Source organism: Streptomyces viridochromogenes, assembly GCF_001270495.1.
GTDB lineage: Bacteria > Actinomycetota > Actinomycetes > Streptomycetales > Streptomycetaceae > Streptomyces > Streptomyces viridochromogenes_A.
The window spans coordinates 21,440-40,735 of record NZ_LGUR01000247.1 but is presented as its reverse complement, the minus strand read 5'-3'; the positions used below and the strand labels follow the sequence as shown (position 1 = coordinate 40,735).

Annotated in this window: 12 protein-coding genes, 1 tRNA gene and 1 rRNA gene; 12 read left to right on the top strand and 2 right to left on the bottom strand. The window is 68.8% G+C overall.

Going from position 1 to position 19,296, the window contains the following annotated elements:
- From rrf to ADK36_RS39475, 3 genes are all read left to right on the top strand, one after another.
- Positions 1–91 (top strand): 5S ribosomal RNA (rrf, locus tag ADK36_RS39485); the annotation flags it as partial.
- A gap of 113 nt (positions 92–204) precedes the next feature.
- Positions 205–867, top strand: a complete 663-nt coding sequence (locus ADK36_RS39480) for a DegT/DnrJ/EryC1/StrS family aminotransferase (RefSeq protein ID WP_048580338.1) — start codon at positions 205–207, stop codon at positions 865–867.
- A 77-nt stretch (positions 868–944) separates the two neighbouring features.
- Positions 945–1,020 (top strand) — tRNA-Thr (locus ADK36_RS39475).
- A gap of 57 nt (positions 1,021–1,077) precedes the next feature.
- Here ADK36_RS39475 and ADK36_RS39470 read toward each other — a convergent pair.
- Positions 1,078–3,822 (bottom strand): SpoIIE family protein phosphatase, encoded by a 2,745-nt coding sequence (locus ADK36_RS39470; protein ID WP_048580337.1) that lies wholly within the window; start codon positions 3,820–3,822, stop codon positions 1,078–1,080.
- Between the two features lie 378 nt (positions 3,823–4,200).
- On the opposite strand from ADK36_RS39470, the gene ADK36_RS39465 reads away from it, so the two are divergent.
- The 9 genes from ADK36_RS39465 to ADK36_RS50785 all read left to right on the top strand — a co-directional run bounded on the left by ADK36_RS39465 (position 4,201) and on the right by ADK36_RS50785 (position 18,570).
- Positions 4,201–9,672, top strand: a complete 5,472-nt coding sequence (locus ADK36_RS39465) for a HAMP domain-containing protein (RefSeq protein ID WP_107086954.1) — start codon at positions 4,201–4,203, stop codon at positions 9,670–9,672.
- A gap of 247 nt (positions 9,673–9,919) precedes the next feature.
- Positions 9,920–10,600, top strand: coding sequence for a response regulator (locus tag ADK36_RS39460; RefSeq protein WP_048580335.1), 681 nt, complete (start codon positions 9,920–9,922; stop codon positions 10,598–10,600).
- Between the two features lie 161 nt (positions 10,601–10,761).
- The gene (locus ADK36_RS39455; protein WP_053201066.1) at positions 10,762–13,506 is read left to right on the top strand and encodes a DNA translocase FtsK; all 2,745 of its coding nucleotides are present in this window, start codon (positions 10,762–10,764) and stop codon (positions 13,504–13,506) included.
- 280 nt (positions 13,507–13,786) lie between these two features.
- On the top strand, positions 13,787–14,617 hold the full coding sequence (locus ADK36_RS39450; protein ID WP_030046876.1) for a helix-turn-helix domain-containing protein: 831 nt from the start codon (positions 13,787–13,789) through the stop codon (positions 14,615–14,617).
- 85 nt (positions 14,618–14,702) lie between these two features.
- A complete protein-coding gene (gene rimO / locus ADK36_RS39445; protein ID WP_048580334.1) occupies positions 14,703–16,184 on the top strand; it encodes a 30S ribosomal protein S12 methylthiotransferase RimO in 1,482 nt (493 codons plus the stop codon).
- On the top strand, positions 16,181–16,945 hold the full coding sequence (pgsA, locus tag ADK36_RS39440; RefSeq protein WP_053201062.1) for a CDP-diacylglycerol--glycerol-3-phosphate 3-phosphatidyltransferase: 765 nt from the start codon (positions 16,181–16,183) through the stop codon (positions 16,943–16,945). Before rimO ends, pgsA begins: the two co-directional genes overlap by 4 nt.
- Positions 16,942–17,487, top strand: coding sequence for a CinA family protein (locus tag ADK36_RS39435; protein ID WP_048580332.1), 546 nt, complete (start codon positions 16,942–16,944; stop codon positions 17,485–17,487). The genes pgsA and ADK36_RS39435 overlap by 4 nt, the downstream gene beginning before the upstream one ends.
- Positions 17,488–17,596: 109 nt before the next feature.
- Positions 17,597–17,977: a helix-turn-helix domain-containing protein gene (locus ADK36_RS39430; protein WP_030046881.1), complete on the top strand. Its 381-nt coding sequence runs from the start codon at positions 17,597–17,599 to the stop codon at positions 17,975–17,977.
- A 314-nt stretch (positions 17,978–18,291) separates the two neighbouring features.
- Positions 18,292–18,570 carry a hypothetical protein gene (locus ADK36_RS50785; protein WP_078916097.1) on the top strand — a complete coding sequence of 93 codons (279 nt, stop codon included), beginning with the start codon at positions 18,292–18,294 and terminating at the stop codon, positions 18,568–18,570.
- Here ADK36_RS50785 and ADK36_RS39425 read toward each other — a convergent pair.
- Positions 18,518–19,282 (bottom strand): SDR family NAD(P)-dependent oxidoreductase, encoded by a 765-nt coding sequence (locus tag ADK36_RS39425; protein WP_048580331.1) that lies wholly within the window; start codon positions 19,280–19,282, stop codon positions 18,518–18,520. The genes ADK36_RS50785 and ADK36_RS39425 overlap by 53 nt on opposite strands.
- Positions 19,283–19,296: the final 14 nt, after the last annotated feature.

The following is a 19,296-nucleotide window of genomic DNA, read 5'->3' as shown; positions in this document are numbered from 1 at the left end:
GCCCGGTTACATTCCGAACCCGGAAGCTAAGCCTTACAGCGCCGATGGTACTGCAGGGGGGACCCTGTGGGAGAGTAGGACGCCGCCGAACTCCTTTTATAGGGTTGGTCCCGGAACTTCGGTTCCGGGACCAACCCTTTTTTGTTGTGCGTCACCTGAAGTTCACGTTGCGCAACCAACATCCCCCGTATGGGTACTGCTGCAATGCTCAGGGCCGCCGGCGTCGGACTCGGTGACGAGGTTGTCGTACCGGCCTTCGGGAACGTCGAAGTCGCCGAAGCCGTGGTACTGGCCGGCGCGCTGCCGGTGTTCGCCGACATAGATCCGCTGACGTACTGCCTGGATGCCACCGCTGTGGAGGCGGTCGTGACCCCACGTACGGCGGGCGTCGTCGCCGTACATCGATTCGGTCGGTCGGCCGATATCGCGCGGTTGCACGAGATCGGTCAGCGACACGGGCTGTTGGTGTTGGAGCAGGGTGAATCCGAGGTTCCGTACGACGAGATCGCTCAGCGTCGGCAGCGGGCTTCGTACCTGGATGCGAAGTTGAAGGGTGTGCGGACGCCCGATGGTGGGGACGGGCACACCTACCAGCAATATGTCGTGCGGGTGCCGGGGAATGGGCGGCCGGATCGCGATGCGTTCGCTCGGGCCGTGCGGGCCAGGGGAGTTGAGTGTCGGGTGCCGGTGAAGACGCCTGTGCACAGGCTGCCCGAGTACCGGCGGTGTGTGTCCCTGCCGGAGACCGAGCGGGCCGCTGATGAAACGTTGGCCCTGCCTGTCGACGCCGCTCTGACCAAGCGGGACATGCAGCGGATTGTGTCGGCCTGCAATGCCCTCGGAGGACTGCTCCAGCCCGCCTTCTGAGCGAGTTTGGGAGCACGGGTGTGTTCGGGGTATGATCTATTCCGTTGCCGCGAGGGAAACTTCGCAAAAGGTGACAGGCCCCTATAGCTCAGTCGGTAGAGCGTCTCCATGGTAAGGAGAAGGTCAACGGTTCGATTCCGTTTGGGGGCTCCAGACAGAAGGCCCCGCCCATTCGGGCGGGGCCTTCTCATGCCCTTGTCTCCGTCTTCCTCAGTCCTTGTGGATGCCCGGGACGCGCATCGCCAGGATCGCCATGTCGTCGGACGGGGCGTCCGAGGCGAAGCGTTCGACCGCGCGCATGATGCGTGCCGCCACCGCGCCCGCCGTCAGGCCGGTGCAGGTGGTGAGGACGTCGGTGAGGCCGTCGTCGCCCAACATGCGGCTGCCTTCGCGGCGTTCGGTGACGCCGTCGGTTACGCACAGGAGAACGTCGCCCGGGTCGAGGGTGACCGTCTGCTCGTAGAGCTCCAGGTCGTCCATGACGCCGAGGAGCGGCTGGGGTTCGGCGGCCGGCTCGACCGTGCCGTCCTGGCGCAGGCGGAGCGGGAGCGGGTGGCCGGCGCAGACCACCTTCAGCTCGGCGCTGCCGTCCTCCTGCGGCCTCAACTCGCCGTAGAGGAGCGTCAGGAAGCGGCTGCGGGCGCCCTCGTCGAGGATCGCGGAGTTCAGGCGCTCCAGGACCGCCGGGCCGCTGAGGCCCTCGCGGGCGAGGAGCCGTAGGGCGTGCCGGGCGAGGCCGGTGACCGCTGCTGCGTTCGGGCCCGTGCCGCAGACGTCGCCGATGGCGAAGCCGTAGGCGCCGTCGCTGATCGGGAAGAGGTCGTAGAAGTCGCCGCCCACCTCGTTGCCCTCGCCGGCGGCGCGGTAGATGACCTCGACCTCGACGCCGTCGATCTCGGGCAGCTCGGGCGGCAGGAGGCTGCGCTGGAGGGACTGGCTGATGGCAGTGCGCTCGGAGTAGAGGCGGGCGTTGTCGAGGGCCAGGGCGGCCCTTCGGGAGAGGTCCTCCGCCAACTCCAGGATTTCCTGGCGGAAGTGTTCGTCCGTCGGCTTGCCGAGGGTCAGCATGCCGATGACGCGGTTGCGGGCCACCAGCGGCAGAACGACCGTCTCGCCGCCCACAGCGGACGCCGTGGCCAGGGTGGGGCCGATGCCCGCGCTGATGCGGCCGATCGGCTCGCCCAGGCCCAGGCTGCGCATGGAGGTGCGCAGGGCGGCCTGGTGGGCGGACTCGGCGGGAGCCGACCAGACGCGGGCGCCCGGGGTGGGGACCGGGTCGGGAGGGGCGATCTTCGACAGCAGGGACTTAATGCCGTCGATGAGTTCCTCGTCCTCGTGCAGGACGTACGACAGGTACGGCTCGGAGGCCTGGTCGGCGATCGTGTAGACCGCGCACCAGGTGGCCAGGGTCGGGACCGTCATCTGGGCCATGAGGGCCAGGGTCTGGTCGCGGTCCAGGGTGCCGGCGAGCAGGTCTGATGCCTCCACGAGGAAGCTCAACGAGCCTCGGCGCAGACGCTCCAGTTCGCCCAGGCGGGCCGACTCCACCGCGAGCGCGATGCGGTCGGCGGCGAACTGGAGGCGCAACGCCTCCTCGTTGGAGTACCTGTTGGGGGCCTCGGCGGCGACGCCGAGGGAGCCGGTGAGGCGGCCCTCGACCTTCAGGGGGACCGTGACGACCGAGCGCATGCCGGTGCCCCTCAGCAGGGGGACGGCGCCGGGGACCATCGTGAGGTCCTCGTGGACCGCCGGCATGCGGGCCGAGCCGTAGCGGCCGGGGCCCGCCTCGACCGGCACGCGCGCGAAGCGCTGGCGGGCGGAGGGCAGGCCGGTGGAGGCACGGACCTCCAACTCCGTCTCGTCGTCGGTCGCCAGGAGCAGGAACGCGGAGTCGCCGTCGAGCATGTCGCGGGCGCGTTCTACCGTGCGCTGGAGGAGGCCGTCGAGGTCGTCCGGGGCCGGGGAGCCGATGAACACCTCGAAGGGGTCGCTGCTCTGCGCCTCGGTGGAGGCGTCGGAGGCCGGGATGCGCAACGGGGTCTGCAGGACGGCGCGTTCGTGGTCCCGGACCAGGAGGCAGACCGTGGAGGGCTCGCCACCCGTGTCACGGACGCGGAGGTGGGAGGCGTACACCGGTGTGACGCGGCCGTTGGCGCCCCTTATGCCGTAGCTGCCTTCCCAGCGTGAGAGCTGGAGGGCCTCGGCGATGCCGGTGCTGGTGCCGGGTGTGTGCGGCCAGGCCGCGAGGTCGGTGAGGGGCTTCCCGGTGACCTGCTCGGCCACATAGCCGAAGAGATCCTCGGCGTCCTCGTTCCAGGACGAGATGGCACCCGTACGGTCGATCTGGACCACTGCCACGCGGACGCGGCCGTCGGCGAGCGGGAGGAGGTCCGAGGGCAGGGACGGGCCTGCGGCGCGCGTGCCCACGGGGCGTTCGGGGAGGTCCAGCTGGAACCAGACCTGTTTGTGAGTGGGCGTGTACTCGACGCCCCAGCGTCCGGCCAGGGCCGCGCACAGCTGGAGGCCGCGGCCGCCCTCGCGGTCGGGGCTGCCCATGTTGACGGGCGAGCCCTGGAGCGGGATCTCGCGCTCCGGATACCGGTCGGCCACCTCGATTCGTACACCTTCATCACTGCGCAGGCACAGAACGTCCGCGGAAGTGCCCGCATGTACGACGGCGTTGGTCACCAGCTCGCTGGTGAGTACTACGGCGTCATCGACGATGTCGGCGAAACCCCACCCCTGGAGGGTGTCGCGGACAAAGGAGCGGGCGCTCGCGACCGATCGCCCGACGGGATCGAAGCTGGCTGCCGCGCGCGCGGTGATCACAGAACTCCTCGGCCGGTTGTCGACGTGCAGGGCTCCGAGGCCGACCGGCTCGCGCCGCTGCTGCGGCATCTGCGTGCCCGTCGGCCGGTCCGGGGGTTGTGCCCCCGGGATCAGTCCGGTGGTCATGTCCGGCTGCCCCTCCGATGCCCGCTCGTGCTCCTCCTGTCACCGCCCAGGCCGGACGGGACCGGCGCGGCTGGACAGCCGCATGCAAGGTTACTTACCTTCGCCGTCCATGCGGATGCCGGTCTGCAGTGTTTCCGTCCGGAGGGTGTGCGGACGATGTGCGAAGCTGCCGAACTGTTATGGCCGGGTTCAGCCGGGGTGAAACACTGGGCAAGCTTCTTGTGAAGGTCCGGTCAGGCTGAGTGTCATTCGCGCATCGCGGGCAGCAGCCCGTGGTGTGGCCTGGTATATCCGGCAGGAATGCCCAGCGGTAACGGGTACGCCGAACAGTAGAACCCGAGTACAGCAGTAACGGTCGACCCCTGCGGGAGGGACACAGTGGAGTCTGGCGCAGCGACGCGGGGCACTAAGACGCGCGCGAAAGGCGGACAGTCCCTGAGGAACGAACGCAAGACGCGAGGCGGGACCACCTCGGTGGACACGGCTGCCCTGAACCGGCTGCTGGCGGCCCTGGTGTCGATGCGGGACGGGAACTTCCGGAAGCGGCTCACGGTGTCCGGGGACGGCGTGATGTCGGAGATCGCCGCCGTTTTCAACGAGGTGGCCGACCGCAATCTCCATCTCACGGGTGAGTTGGCGCGGGTGCGGCGGATGGTCGGGCGCGAGGGCAAGCTCACGGAACGGCTGGAGACGGGTGCCTGTGAGGGCTCCTGGGCGGCCGCGGTCGACAACTCCAACGCCCTGGTCGACGACCTCGTGCGGCCCGTCTCCGAGGTCGGGCGGGTGCTGTCCGCAGTGGCCGAGGGTGATCTGTCGCCACGTATGGAGCTGCGTACGCAGGCGCCGGACGGGACGGGGCATCCGCTGCGGGGCGAGTTCCTCAAGGTCGGGCGGACTGTAAACAACCTTGTCGATCAGCTGTCGACGTTCACCGACGAGGTCACGCGGGTGGCCAGCGAGGTGGGCACAGAGGGCAAGCTCGGCGGGCAGGCACGCGTGCGTGGCATGTCGGGTTCGTGGAAGGACCTCACGGACTCGGTCAACACGATGGCGTACCGGCTGACGGCCCAGGTGCGGGACATCGCGCTGGTGACCACGGCTGTCGCCAAGGGTGATCTGTCCCGGAAGGTCACGGTTCACGTGGCCGGCGAGATGCTGGAGCTGAAGAACACCGTCAACACGATGGTGGACCAGCTGTCGTCGTTCTCGTCCGAGGTGACGCGAGTCGCGCGTGAGGTGGGCACCGAGGGCGAGCTGGGCGGGCAGGCGCAGGTGCCGGGGGTGGCCGGCACGTGGAAGGACCTCACCGATTCGGTGAACCTCATGGCCGGCAACCTGACCGCGCAGGTGCGAGGAATCGCACAGGTGACGACGGCGGTCGCCAACGGTGACCTGTCGCAGAAGGTCACCGTGTCGGCTCGCGGCGAGGTCGCCCAGCTCGCGGACACGATCAACCAGATGACCGAGACGCTGCGGATCTTCGCGGACGAGGTCACGCGCGTGGCCAACGAGGTCGGCGCCGAGGGGCGGCTGGGCGGTCAGGCGAACGTGCCGGGTGCGGCGGGCACCTGGAAGGACCTTACGGACTCGGTCAACACGGCGTTCCGGAATCTCACCGGACAGGTGAGGGACATCGCCGCCGTGACGACGGCCGTGGCCAATGGTGATCTGTCGCAGAAGGTCACCGTGGATGTCTCCGGCGAGATGCTGGAGCTGAAGAACACCGTGAACACGATGGTGGACCAGCTGTCGTCGTTCGGCTCCGAGGTCACGCGTGTCGCGCGTGAGGTGGGTGTCGAGGGTGAGCTGGGCGGGCAGGCCCAGGTGCCGGGTGCGGCGGGGACGTGGAAGGACCTTACGGACTCGGTCAACACGGCGTTCCGCAACCTCACCGGACAGGTGAGGAACATCGCCCAGGTGACGACGGCCGTGGCCAACGGTGATCTGTCGCAGAAGGTCACGGTGGATGTCTCCGGCGAGATGCTCCAGCTGAAGAACACCGTGAACACGATGGTGGACCAGCTGTCGTCCTTCGCCGACCAGGTCACGCGGATGGCCCGGGACGTGGGCACCGAGGGCCGGCTGGGCGGTCAGGCGGTCGTACCGGGTGTGGCCGGTACGTGGAAGGAGCTCACCGACTCCGTCAACGGAATGGCAGGAAACCTCACCGCCCAGGTGCGCAACATCGCGCAGGTGACCACCGCCGTGGCGCGGGGTGACCTGTCGCAGAAGATCGACGTCGACGCGCGCGGCGAGATCCTGGAGCTGAAGAACACCATCAACACGATGGTCGACCAGCTCTCCGGCTTCGCCGACCAGGTCACCCGGGTCGCCCGTGAGGTGGGCACCGAGGGCCGCCTCGGCGGTCAGGCGCAGGTGCCCGGGGTCGCCGGCGTGTGGCGGGACCTGACCGACTCCGTGAACGGAATGGCAGGAAACCTTACGGCCCAGGTGCGCAACATCGCGCAGGTCGCCACCGCGGTGGCCCGAGGTGACCTGTCGCAGAAGATCACCGTGGACGCGCGCGGCGAGATCCTGGAACTCAAGAACACGCTGAACACGATGGTGGACCAGCTGTCGTCGTTCGCGGAGGAGGTCACCAGGGTCGCCCGTGAGGTGGGTACGGAGGGCCAGCTCGGCGGTCAGGCCGAGGTGCAGGGTGTCTCCGGCACCTGGAAGGACCTCACCCAGTCCGTGAACTTCATGGCGAACAACCTGACCATCCAGGTGCGCAACATCGCCGAGGTCACGACCGCGGTCGCCAAGGGCGACCTGTCCAAGAAGATCACTGTTGACGCGAAGGGCGAGATTCTCGAGCTCGTCACGACGGTCAACACGATGGTTGACCAGCTGTCCAGTTTCGCCGAGCAGGTGACCCGGGTGGCCCGCGAGGTGGGCACCGAGGGCATCCTGGGCGGCCAGGCGCACGTGCCCGGTATCACGGGCATCTGGAAGGACCTCAGCGGCAACGTCAACCTGATGGCCAAGAACCTGACCATGCAGGTGCGGAACATCTCCCAGGTCGCGAACGCGGTCGCCAACGGCGATCTGACCCGGACGGTGACGATCGAGGCGCGCGGTGAGGTCGCGCAGCTCGCCGACACCTTCAACACCATGGTGAAGACGCTGAGTTCGTTCGCCGACCAGGTCACCAAGGTGGCCCGTGAGGTGGGTACGGACGGAATCCTCGGTGGTCAGGCGCATGTGCCGGGTGTGGCCGGTACGTGGAAGGACCTCACCGAGTCCGTGAACCAGATGGCGTCCAACCTGACCGGTCAGGTGCGCAACATCGCCATGGTCACGACCGCCATCGCCAAGGGTGACCTGACCAAGAAGATCGACATCGACGCTCGCGGCGAGATCCTCGAACTCAAGACGACGATCAACACGATGGTCGACCAGCTGTCGTCCTTCGCCGAGGAAGTAACCCGGGTCGCCCGCGAGGTGGGTACGGAAGGGCAGCTCGGCGGCCAGGCACGCGTGCGTGACGTCGACGGCACCTGGCGCGACCTCACCGAGTCCGTGAACGAAATGGCAGGAAACCTCACTCGGCAGGTGCGGGCCATCGCGCGCGTGGCGACCGCGGTGACCCGAGGCGACCTGAACCTGAAGATCGACGTCGACGCGTCCGGAGAGATCCAGGAGCTCCAGGACTACATCAACAAGATGATCGCCAACCTGCGCGACACCACGATCGCCAACAAGGAGCAGGACTGGCTCAAGGGCAACCTCGCCCGGATCTCCGCGCTGATGCAGGGCCGCCGCGACCTGGAGGACGTGGCCTCGCTGATCATGAGCGAGCTGACGCCGGTGGTGACCGCGCAGCACGGCGCGTTCTTCGTCGCGATGCCGCTCCTCGACGGCAAGGACATGAGCGCCGAGGCGGAGGACCAGTACGAGCTGCGGATGCTCGGGTCGTACGGCTACTCGATGGGTTCCATGCCGACGTCCTTCCGGCCCGGTGAGGCGCTCATCGGGACGGCTGCCGAGGAAAAGCGCACGATCCTCGTGGAGAACGCGCCCAGCGGCTATCTGAAGATCTCCTCCGGGCTCGGGGAGGCCCCGCCCGCGCAGGTGATCGTCCTGCCGGTGCTGTTCGAGGGCAAGGTGCTCGGCGTGATCGAGCTGGCCTCCTTCACGCCGTTCACGCAGATCCAGAAGGATTTCCTCAACCAGATCGCCGAGATGATCGCGACCAGCGTCAACACCATCTCGGTCAACACCAAGACCGAGGTGCTGCTGAAGCAGTCGCAGGAGCTGACCGAGCAACTCAGGGAGCGGTCGGCGGAGTTGGAGAACCGGCAGAAGGCCCTCCAGGCGTCCAACGCCGAACTGGAGGAGAAGGCCGAGCTGCTGGCCCAGCAGAACCGCGACATCGAGGTGAAGAACACCGAGATCGAGGAGGCGCGGCAGGTCCTGGAGGAGCGCGCCGAGCAGCTGGCCGTGTCGATGCGCTACAAGAGCGAGTTCCTCGCCAACATGTCGCACGAGCTGCGTACGCCGCTCAACTCGCTGCTGATCCTGGCCAAGCTGCTCGCCGACAACGCCGAGGGCAACCTCTCGCCGAAGCAGGTCGAGTTCGCCGAGACCATCCACGGCGCCGGCTCCGACCTGCTCCAGCTGATCAACGACATCCTCGACCTGTCGAAGGTCGAGGCGGGCAAGATGGACGTCTCCCCGACGCGTATCGCGCTCGTCCAGCTCGTCGACTACGTGGAGGCCACCTTCCGGCCACTGACCGCGGAGAAGGGCCTGGACCTGTCCGTACGGGTCTCGCCGGAGCTGCCGGCCACCCTGCACACCGACGAGCAGCGGCTGTTGCAGGTGCTGCGCAACCTGCTGTCCAACGCGGTGAAGTTCACCGACTCCGGGTCGGTGGAGCTGGTCATCCGGCCCGCCGGGGTGGACGTGCCGCAGAAGATCCGGGAGCAGCTGCTGGAAGCCGGTTCGCTGACGGAGGCGGATGCGCCGCTGATCGCGTTCTCCGTGACCGACACGGGCATCGGGATCGCGGCCAGCAAGATGCGGGTGATCTTCGAGGCGTTCAAGCAGGCGGACGGCACGACCAGCCGCAAGTACGGCGGTACAGGGCTCGGGCTGTCGATCTCGCGGGAGATCGCCCAACTGCTCGGCGGGGAGATCCACGCGCAGAGCGAACCGGGACGAGGTTCGACGTTCACGCTGTATTTGCCGCTGCACCCGAGCGAACTGCCTCCGCACGGCTACCAGCAGCAGCTGCCACCCCTCGACGCGGGCGCCCTGGTGGCCTCGGCGGCCGAGCTGGCGGAGCTGGCCGACGTGGAGGTCGAGACGCCGGCCGAGGTGCGGTCGTACCGGGAGACGCAGAACGGCGCCGCGGCGCTCTTCAGGCGCCGCCGCAGGGCCGCGAGCGAGCTCGAGCAGCGACCGGTGCAGCAGGAGCAGTGGTCGGCGACGGAGCAGAGCACGGCGCCGCAGTCACGGCGGGGCATCCGGTTCGGCGGCGAGAAGGTGCTGATCGTCGACGACGACATCCGCAACGTCTTCGCGTTGACCAGCGTTCTGGAACAGCACGGCCTGTCCGTGCTGTACGCGGAGAACGGCCGTGAGGGCATCGAGGTCCTGGAGCAGCACGACGACGTGGCGGTCGTCCTGATGGACATCATGATGCCCGAGATGGACGGGTACGCGACGACCTCGGCGATCCGCAGGATGCCGCAGTTCGCCGGGCTCCCGATCATCGCGCTGACCGCGAAGGCGATGAAGGGCGACCGGGAGAAGGCGATCGAGTCGGGTGCTTCGGACTACGTGACGAAGCCGGTCGATCCCGATCATCTGCTGGCGGTGATGGATCAGTGGATGAGGGAGTAGTGACCGGAGCTGACAGTGTTCACGCGGAGTTGCTGACTCAGTGTGCTCGAAGCCGTGTAGAAGTGCGGGATTCGGGGAACCTTCTGGTCTCCTGCTGCGTTTCTGCTACGTGCACAGTGACATCGCGGTGACAGGGTGTGGCGACAGGCGGGGTGCGGCTACCATGACCGGCACGAGGGCGGGCGGCGTAAGGGAGTCGTCCCCTGGGGCGGAGCCCGGTGCACTGCCGGGGCGAGGAGGGCGGGCCATGGTGCAGAAGGCCAAGATCCTCCTGGTCGATGACCGGCCGGAGAATCTGCTGGCGCTGGAGGCGATCCTCTCTGCGCTCGATCAGACCCTGGTGCGGGCATCGTCCGGGGAGGAAGCGCTCAAAGCACTGCTGACGGACGACTTCGCGGTCATTCTGCTGGACGTCCAGATGCCGGGAATGGACGGTTTCGAAACCGCGGCGCACATCAAGCGGCGGGAACGGACCCGGGACATCCCGATCATCTTCCTCACCGCGATCAACCACGGCCCGCATCACACCTTCCGTGGTTACGCGGCGGGCGCGGTGGACTACATCTCCAAGCCGTTCGACCCGTGGGTGCTGCGGGCGAAGGTCTCGGTTTTCGTCGAGCTGTACATGAAGAACTGCCAGCTGCGTGAGCAGGCGGCGCTGCTGCGACTCCAGTTGGAGGGCGGCGGCAAGGCCGCGGGTGCCGACTCGAAGGAGCCGACGGGACTGCTGGCCGAGCTGTCGGCGCGGCTCGCCGCGGTCGAGGAGCAGGCCGAGGCGCTGTCCAAGCAGCTCGACGACGAGTCGGCGGATGCCGCCGCGGTGGCCACCGCGGCTCATCTCGAACGCAAACTCACGGGACTGCGGCGGGCGCTGGACGCGCTGGAGCCGGGCACCGGAAGCACGTCGTCGGTTCCCTCGCAGAACTGACGACGCGGTCGCGCACGTTGACGCGCGACCGTCGCGGAGCCGTCCAGCGTGTGACCGGTCCGTGAACCGGCGTCAGTTCACCGCCTCCGTAAGGGCGACACGAACGGGTGAAGCAGTGGGCACACGTGTCCACTGTCTTCTCCACCGGTAACCTCACACCCATGGCCTCACGTCCCTCCGCAGCCAAGAAGCCGCCCGCGAAGAAGGCGGCCGCTTCCGCGAAGGCCCCGGCGAAGAAGGCCGCTGCCAAGAAAGCCCCCGCGAAGAAGGCGCCGGCCAAGAAGGCCGCGGCGAAGAAAGCCGCGCCCGCGCCCAAGCCGGCGCCCAACCCCACCGGGGGCATCTACCGGCTCGTGCGTGCCGTCTGGCTCGGGCTGGCGCACGCGGTCGGTGCCGTGTTCCGCGGCATAGGGCAGGGCGCGAAGAATCTCGACCCGGCCCATCGCAAGGACGGCATCGCGCTCCTGCTCCTCGGGCTCGCACTGATCGTCGCCGCCGGGACCTGGTCCAATCTGCGCGGTCCCGTCGGCGACCTCGTGGAGATCATCGTCACCGGCGCCTTCGGCCGGCTCGACCTGCTCGTGCCGATACTGCTCGCCGTCATCGGCGTACGGTTCATACGGCACCCCGAGAAGCCCGAGGCCAACGGCCGAATCGTCATCGGCCTGTCCGCGCTCGTCATCGGCGTGCTCGGCCAGGTCCACGTCGCCGTCGGCTCGCCCGCCCGCAGCGACGGCATGCAGGCCATAAGGGACGCGGGCGGCCTCATCGGCTGGGGCGCGGCGACTCCGCTGACGTACACCATGGGCGAGGTCCTCGCCGTACCGCTGCTCGTGCTGCTGACGATCTTCGGTCTGCTGGTCGTCACGGCCACCCCGGTCAACGCCATTCCGCAGCGGCTGCGGCTGCTGGGCATCAAGCTCGGCATCCTGCCCGACCCGGATGAGGACGAGGACGACTTCACCGAGGACGACCAGCGCTACGACGATCAGTGGCGCGAGGCGCTGCCCTCGGCACGCGGACGTAAGCGGCGTCCGGCCCCGGAGGCGTACGACCCCGACAGCGCCGAGCAGGAGGCCCTCTCGCGGCGTCGCGGCCGCCCGAGGCGCTCCGCGGTGCCGCAGCCCGAGATGAACCGTCCCATGGACGCTGTGGACGTCGCGGCGGCCGCCGCAGCCGCGCTCGACGGAGCCGTCCTGCACGGAATGCCGCCCTCGCCGATCGTCGCCGACCTCACCCAGGGCGTGAGCGTGGGCGACCGCGCGGAGACCACCCCGGTGCCGACGCCGGTCCCGGCCGCGCGGCCCAAGCAGGAGAAGCTCCCCAAGTCCGAGCCGGCGGACCTGACCAAGTCCGAGGTCCCGGACCTCACCAAGGCCGCGCCCGACCAGATCCGCGACCTGCCTCCGCGCGCCGAACAGCTTCAGCTGTCCGGTGACATCACCTACGCGCTCCCGTCGCTCGACCTCCTGGAGCGCGGCGGTCCCGGCAAGTCGCGCAGTGCCGCCAACGACGCCATCGTGGAGTCGCTCACCACCGTCTTCACCGAGTTCAAGGTCGACGCCCGCGTCACCGGCTTCACACGCGGGCCGACGGTCACGCGCTACGAGGTCGAGCTCGGGCCCGCCGTTAAGGTCGAGCGGATCACCGCGCTGACGAAGAACATCGCCTACGCGGTCGCCAGCCCGGACGTCCGGATCATCAGCCCGATCCCCGGCAAGTCCGCGGTCGGCATCGAGATCCCCAACACCGACCGCGAGATGGTCAACCTCGGTGACGTGTTGCGCCTCGCGGCGGCCGCCGAGGACGACCACCCGATGCTGGTCGCGCTCGGCAAGGACGTCGAGGGCGGCTACGTGATGGCCAACATCGCGAAGATGCCGCATGTGCTGGTTGCCGGTGCGACCGGTTCCGGTAAGTCGTCGTGCATTAACTGCTTGATCACTTCGGTCATGATGCGGGCGACCCCGGAGGACGTCCGCATGGTGCTGGTCGACCCCAAGCGCGTCGAGCTCACCGCCTACGAGGGCATCCCGCACCTGATCACGCCGATCATCACCAACCCGAAGCGGGCCGCGGAGGCGCTCCAGTGGGTCGTACGGGAGATGGATCTTCGGTACGACGACCTGGCGGCGTACGGATACCGGCACATCGACGACTTCAACGAAGCCGTGCGCAACGGCAAGGTGAAGGCGCCGGAGGGCAGTGAGCGCGAGCTCCAGCCGTACCCGTACCTGCTGGTGATCGTCGACGAGCTCGCCGACCTGATGATGGTCGCCCCGCGTGACGTCGAGGACGCGATCGTGCGCATCACGCAGCTCGCGCGCGCGGCCGGTATCCACCTGGTGCTCGCCACGCAGCGGCCGTCGGTCGACGTCGTCACCGGGCTCATCAAGGCGAACGTGCCCTCACGGCTCGCCTTCGCCACGTCGTCGCTCGCGGACTCGCGCGTCATCCTCGACCAGCCCGGCGCCGAGAAGCTGATCGGCAAGGGCGACGGTCTGTTCTTGCCGATGGGTGCCAACAAGCCCACGCGCATGCAGGGCGCGTTCGTGACCGAGGACGAGGTCGCGGCGGTCGTCCAGCACTGCAAGGACCAGATGGCGCCCGTCTTCCGGGACGACGTCACCGTGGGCACCAAGCAGAAGAAGGAGATCGACGAGGAGATCGGCGACGATCTCGATCTGCTGTGCCAGGCGGCCGAGCTGGTCGTCTCCACGCAGTTCGGGTCGACGTCCATGCTCCAGCGCAAGCTGCGGGTCGGGTTCGCGAAGGCAGGGCGGCTGATGGACCTCATGGAGTCGCGGGGCATCGTCGGACCGAGCGAGGGCTCCAAGGCTCGTGACGTTCTTGTGAAACCTGACGAGCTGGACGGCGTGCTCGCCGTGATCCGCGGGGAGGCTTAAAGGGAGTCCGGGGTGGAAACGGACGCAGTGGTCGCCTCGCGGACGGGTGGGTGATGAGTCGATGTCCGATCGTGACTCACCCGTAAGGGATCATTGAGCAACCGTTCCCCTTCGGCGTACGTCAAGTTGAGGGAAGCGCGAGAATCTCGTAGTCCGTCATCGGCGTGTCCGGCCATTCCGATGGCGTACAAAGTCCTACCGCCCGGTTGCCCCACCCTTTCGTACCCCCCCTAGACTGAACCTCCAGCACAGGTGGCTTAAACGCTCGAAAGGCGCCCCCGTGTCCATCGGCAACTCCCCTGAAGACGAGCGTCCGTTCGAAGACGTGTCCGAGGAAGCCCGCCCCTCGATCGGCCGTGCCCTCCAGCAGGCGCGCATCGACGCAGGGCTGACCGTCGACGACGTCAGTAACGCCACCCGGGTCCGCATCGCCATCGTGCATGCCATCGAGGACGACAACTTCGCCGCCTGCGGCGGCGACGTGTACGCCCGTGGCCACATTCGGACCCTGGCCAAAGCCGTCCACCTCGATCCCGCCCCGCTGCTCGCCCAGTACGACGACTCGCACGGCGGACGACCGGCGCCGACCCCGGCGGCCCCCCTGTTCGAGGCGGAGCGCATCCGCCCCGAGCGGCGCGGGCCCAACTGGACCGCGGCCATGGTCGCCGCGATCGTCGCCGTGGTCGGGTTCGTCGGGTTCACCGCGTTCAAGGGCGAGGACGAGGGTGGGAAGTCGTCGGTCGCCGAAGGTGGCTCGACGCCGACAGCTGACAAGACCACGCCCACCCCGAAGACCGACAAGCCCAAGGACCCGAAGCCGTCGGACAGCGCCATCGCCGCCGTCCCGCAGGACAAGGTGACCGTCCAGGTGACCGCCGTCGACGGCAGGAGCTGGGTCGGGGTCAAGGACCACAACGGTCGGCTGCTCTTCGACGACCTGCTCAAGCAGGGCGACTCCAAGACCTTCCAGGACAGCGAGAAGATCAACCTCGTCCTCGGTGACGCGGGTGCGATCGACCTGTACGTCAACGGCAAGAAGATCGAGGACGACTGGCAGCCGGGCGCGGTGGAGCGCCTCACGTACACGAAGGGCGACCCGCAGGCCGGATAAGCCCGGCTGAAGGGTCGAGCACGGGCGGGGTCGGCCCTGACCCCGTCGACGTGGGCTGTCAGTGAGACGAAGTAGTCTTGAGCCCATGCCTGAACGCCGTACCGTCGCACTTGTCACTCTCGGCTGCGCCCGTAACGAGGTGGACTCGGAGGAGCTCGCAGGCCGTTTGGAGGCGGACGGCTGGGATCTCGTGGAGGACGCCGGGGACGCGGACGTCGCCGTCGTCAACACATGTGGCTTCGTCGACGCCGCCAAGAAGGACTCCGTCGACGCCCTCCTGGAGGCCAACGACCTCAAGGGGCATGGAAGAACCCAGGCCGTCGTGGCGGTGGGCTGCATGGCCGAGCGGTACGGCAAGGAACTCGCCGAGGCCCTCCCCGAGGCCGACGGCGTGCTCGGCTTCGACGACTACGCGAACATCTCGGACCGACTCCAGACCATCCTGAACGGCGGCATCCACGCCGCCCACACCCCGCGCGACCGGCGCAAGCTGCTGCCGATCAGCCCGGCCGAGCGCCAGGAGTCGGCGGCCGGTGTCGCGCTGCCCGGGCACGCGCCCGTGGATCTTCCGGAAGGGCTCGCTCCGGCTTCCGGCCCCCGCGCGCCCCTGCGTCGCCGCCTGGACGGCGCCCCGGTCGCCTCGGTGAAGCTCGCCTCCGGCTGCGACCGGCGCTGCTCCTTCTGCGCCATCCCGTCCTTCCGCGGCTCCTTCATCTCGCGCCGCCCGAGCGACGTGCTGAACGAGACGCGGTGGCTCGCCGAGCAGGGCGTCAAGGAGATCATGCTGGTCTCCGAGAACAACACGTCGTACGGCAAGGACCTGGGCGACATCCGCCTGCTGGAGTCCCTGCTGCCCGAGCTCGCCGAGGTCGACGGCCTCGAGCGGGTCCGCGTCAGCTATCTGCAGCCGGCCGAGATGCGGCCCGGCCTCATCGACGTGCTGACCTCCACGCCGAAGATCGCCCCCTACTTCGACCTGTCCTTCCAGCACTCCGCGCCCGACGTGCTGCGCGCCATGCGCCGCTTCGGCGACACCGACCGCTTCCTGGAACTGCTCGACACGATCCGCAGCAAGGCCCCCGAGGCCGGTGTGCGGTCCAACTTCATCGTGGGCTTCCCCGGCGAGACCGAGGCCGACCTGGCCGAGCTGGAGCGGTTCCTGAACGGCGCGCGCCTGGATGCCATCGGCGTCTTCGGGTACTCAGACGAGGACGGTACGGAGGCCGCGACGTACGACAACAAGCTCGACGAGGACGTCGTCGCCGAACGGCTGGCCCGTGTCTCCCGGCTGGCCGAGGAACTCGTCTCGCAGCGGGCCGAGGAGCGCCTCGGGGAGACCGTGCACGTGCTCGTCGAGGCGGTGGACGCCGAGGACTCGACGGAGGGCGCGTACGGCCGTGGGGCGCACCAGGCGCCGGAGACGGACGGCCAGGTGCTGCTCACAAGCGGCGAAGGGCTGAGCATCGGTCGTATGGTCGAGGCAAAGGTGGTCGGCACGGAAGGTGTCGACCTGGTGGCCGAGCCGCTTCAGGGCATGCTCGCGTGTAGTGAGGAGGCGGGCAGATGACCGGAGTTCCGGCGTCCGCCGCGGGTGGCTCCTCCCCGGCGGGTGCGGCGGGCAAGGCGAGCGCCGTGGGTTCGTCCAAGGCCGCCGGATCGAAGGCGGGCGGCGCCGAACCGGGTGTCGCGGGCGGTGCCAAGTCCGCGCGCGGCGGGAAGATCGCGGCCGCGGCCGTCAACCAGGCCAGCGTCTGGAACATCGCCAACCTCCTGACCATGCTCCGCCTGGTCCTGGTGCCCGCGTTCGTCGCGCTGATGCTGGCCGACGGCGGTTACGACCCGGCCTGGCGCTCCCTGGCCTGGGCGGCCTTCGCCATCGCCATGATCACCGACCTGTTCGACGGCCACCTGGCACGGACGTACGACCTCGTCACCGACTTCGGGAAGATCGCCGACCCCATCGCCGACAAGGCGATCATGGGGGCGGCGCTGATCTGTCTGTCGGCCCTCGGTGATCTGCCGTGGTGGGTGACGGGTGTCATCCTCGGCCGGGAACTCGGCGTCACGCTGCTGCGTTTCATCGTCATCCGGTACGGCGTGATTCCGGCGAGCCGGGGCGGCAAGCTCAAGACCCTCACGCAGGGCGTGGCCGTCGGGATGTACATCCTGGCGCTGACGGGGTGGCTGGCCACTCTGCGGTGGTGGGTGATGGCCGCGGCGGTCGTCCTGACCGTGGCGACCGGGCTCGACTATGTGAGACAGGCCATTGTGCTGCGCAGGCAGGGAATCGCCGAGCGTGAGGCCGCGTTGGAGGAGACGGAAGCGTGAGTTCCCCGGCCGCCGAGGTGGTACGACTACTCGCAGTGAAGGGCGAGACGGTCGCTGTCGCCGAGTCACTGACCGGTGGACTGGTTGCGGCGGAAATCACAGCCGCCCCCGGGGCCTCCAAGGCCTTCCGGGGTTCGGTGACCGCCTACGCCACCGAGCTGAAGCATGAGCTGCTCGGCGTGGACGCCACCTTGCTGGCCCAGCACGGAGCGGTGAATCCGCAGGTAGCGGGCCAGATGGCGGCCGGCGTACGGAAGGCGCTGGGAGCCGACTGGGGCATCGCCACGACCGGCGTCGCGGGGCCCGAGGAGCAGGATGGACAGCCCGTGGGGACCGTCTTCGTGGCCGTGGACGGACCCGCCGGTCCCGGTTCCGGTTCTGCCGGTGGCGGAAAAGTAGAGGCCCTGCGGTTGAACGGCGACCGCGCGGAAATTCGTATGGAGAGTGTACGGAGCGTACTCGCACTGCTTCTGACGGAGCTTGCGAGCGAACACAGTGGGAATGAGCGGGCACAGGATACGGAACGGAACGGGGGGTTTTGATGTTTGCAGCCCTGAGTGAACACGACATCGCTCCCCGCACGGCCGCGGCGCAAGGCGGTACGGTGGGGCGTGAAGGATGCGGCTACGCGGTCCGAGGAGGGAGCCACCGATGATTCTGCTCCGTCGCCTACTGGGTGACGTGCTGCGTCGGCAGCGCCAGCGCCAGGGCCGTACTCTGCGCGAAGTCTCCTCGTCCGCCCGAGTCTCACTCGGCTATCTCTCCGAGGTGGAGCGGGGGCAGAAGGAGGCTTCCTCCGAGCTGCTCGCCGCGATCTGCGACGCGCTGGACGTACGGATGTCCGAGCTCATGCGGGAAGTGAGCGACGAGCTCGCCCTCGCGGAGCTGGCCCAGTCCGCTGCTGCCACCCCCAGCGAGCCCGTACCGGCGTCGGTCCGTCCGATGCTGGGTTCCGTGTCGGTGACCGGTGTGCCACCGGAACGGGTGACCATCAAGGCGCCTTCCGAGGCGGTGGACGTGGTCGCCGCCTGACGGTGACCACGGTGCGTGTGGGCTGACCATGCGCCAGGAGTTGTGTGAGGCCCCGGCTGGGGCTTCTCCAGGGAGACCTGGGGGAGTGCGGTCGGGGTTTCGTGCTGTTCGGGGCCTTTCGGGTCCGTCTCCACGGCTTCCGTCCCCATGGCCTGCTTCGTCCGTTTGCCGGTGCGTGGCCCGACGGTCATGGTGGAGGGGGTGACGGCGTCTGACGCGCTGTGACGACGTTGGCGCGCGCTGCATCCGTGTGCCGCTGGTGTGCCCTCCCGGCGGGTGAACGGGCGGCCTAGCCTCGGGCTGGAGGTGAGCGGATGGCACGGCCGATAGCGCGCTGGGGGGTGGCCCTCGCGCTGGGGGCGCTGTGGTGGTGGGCCGTGCTACGGCTCGTGCTGGCGCCCGGCGCTGGGGCGCTGGAGGCGGCCGTCGCCGCGGGAGGGTGGGGGTTGAGCCTGTTGCCGGTGCACTGTGTGCCGAAGGCGCGGGCCGCGGGAGCCGTCGACTCGCGACGCTGGGCTCAGGCCTGGCAGTCGGGGCGAGTCACCACGGCATCGCCACACCGCCGTTCGGACGCAGGATCTGGCCCGTGGTGAAGGACGAGGCGTCGGACGCCAGGTGAAGCACCGCGTGGGCGATGTCCTCCGGTTCGCCGACCCGGCCCAGCGGTGACATCCGGGCCATGAACGCCTCGGTCTGTGTCTGTGCCGCGGTGTCGTGGCGGTCGGTCATGGGGGTGCGTATCCAGCCCGGCGCGACCGCGTTGACGCGTATGCCGTGCGGGCCCATCTCCGTCGCCAGCGTCTTCGTCAGCTGCACGACGGCCGCCTTGGCCGCGCCGTAGCAGAGCAGACCGGGGCCGCCGGTGTCCACGGCGCCCGAAGCCATGGTGATGATGCTGCCCCTGATGCCCTGGGTGAGCATCGCGCGGGCTGCCTCCTGACAGGCGTACAGCACTCCCTTGAAGTTGACGTTGAGTACTCGGTCGAGGTCCTCGTCGCGGGTCTCCAGGACCGGACTGCTGTGCATGATCCCGGCGACGGCGGCCATCACGTCGAGTCGCTCGCAGGAGGCGACGGCCTGGCGGAGCTGTTCGCGGTCGGTGACGTCGAGGTGGTGGGTGCGGGCGGTGCCGCCGCTCGCCTTGATCAGGGTCGCCGTGTCGTGCAGGCCCTGTGCGTCCCGGTCGGCGCAGTGCACGGCGGCGCCGGCCTCGGCGAGCAGGTGGGCCGAGGCGCGGCCGATGCCGCTGGCGGCGCCGGTGACGAATGCGGTGCGTCCGGTGAGGTCGTACGCCTTTGCGGCCATGAGGGGACGGTACG

What these genes read in the sequence shown, in the direction of transcription:
- ADK36_RS39455 (WP_053201066.1), top strand. Translation starts at nt 10,762, where the DNA reads ATGGCCTCACGTCCCTCCGCAGCCAAGAAGCCGCCCGCGAAGAAGGCG.
- ADK36_RS39425 (WP_048580331.1), bottom strand. Translation starts at nt 19,282, where the DNA reads ATGGCCGCAAAGGCGTACGACCTCACCGGACGCACCGCATTCGTCACC.
- ADK36_RS39480 (WP_048580338.1), top strand. Translation starts at nt 205, where the DNA reads ATGCTCAGGGCCGCCGGCGTCGGACTCGGTGACGAGGTTGTCGTACCG.
- pgsA (WP_053201062.1), top strand. Translation starts at nt 16,181, where the DNA reads ATGACCGGAGTTCCGGCGTCCGCCGCGGGTGGCTCCTCCCCGGCGGGT.
- ADK36_RS39460 (WP_048580335.1), top strand. Translation starts at nt 9,920, where the DNA reads ATGGTGCAGAAGGCCAAGATCCTCCTGGTCGATGACCGGCCGGAGAAT.
- ADK36_RS39470 (WP_048580337.1), bottom strand. Translation starts at nt 3,822, where the DNA reads ATGACCACCGGACTGATCCCGGGGGCACAACCCCCGGACCGGCCGACG.
- ADK36_RS50785 (WP_078916097.1), top strand. Translation starts at nt 18,292, where the DNA reads ATGGCACGGCCGATAGCGCGCTGGGGGGTGGCCCTCGCGCTGGGGGCG.
- rimO (WP_048580334.1), top strand. Translation starts at nt 14,703, where the DNA reads ATGCCTGAACGCCGTACCGTCGCACTTGTCACTCTCGGCTGCGCCCGT.
- ADK36_RS39430 (WP_030046881.1), top strand. Translation starts at nt 17,597, where the DNA reads ATGATTCTGCTCCGTCGCCTACTGGGTGACGTGCTGCGTCGGCAGCGC.